Here is a 274-nt window from a genome sequence, read left to right on the forward strand (position 1 = left end):
GATAGGGGTTTTGCGAAATGAATCTTGACGATGACCTACTCTCACATGGGGAAGCCCCACACTACCATCGGCGATGCGTCGTTTCACTGCTGAGTTCGGGATGGGATCAGGTGGTTCCAACGCTCTATGGTCGTCAAGAAATTCTGTGTGCTAGCCCGTCCTCAGGACGTGCCGGCGAATCTCTGGTCTCTCTACTTAAAGACAAAACCCCTACCTGCTCACGCAGATAGGGGTTTTGCGAAATGAATCTTGACGATGACCTACTCTCACATGG

At 51.5% G+C, this 274-nt stretch carries 1 rRNA gene; it reads right to left on the bottom strand.

Features of this window, described 5'->3' with window-relative positions:
* Positions 1-22: 22 nt before the first annotated feature.
* Positions 23-138 (bottom strand): 5S ribosomal RNA (rrf, locus tag AC1MHZ_RS23460).
* Positions 139-274 lie beyond the last annotated feature (136 nt).

The organism is Pseudomonas sp. FA-1 (assembly GCF_056856075.1).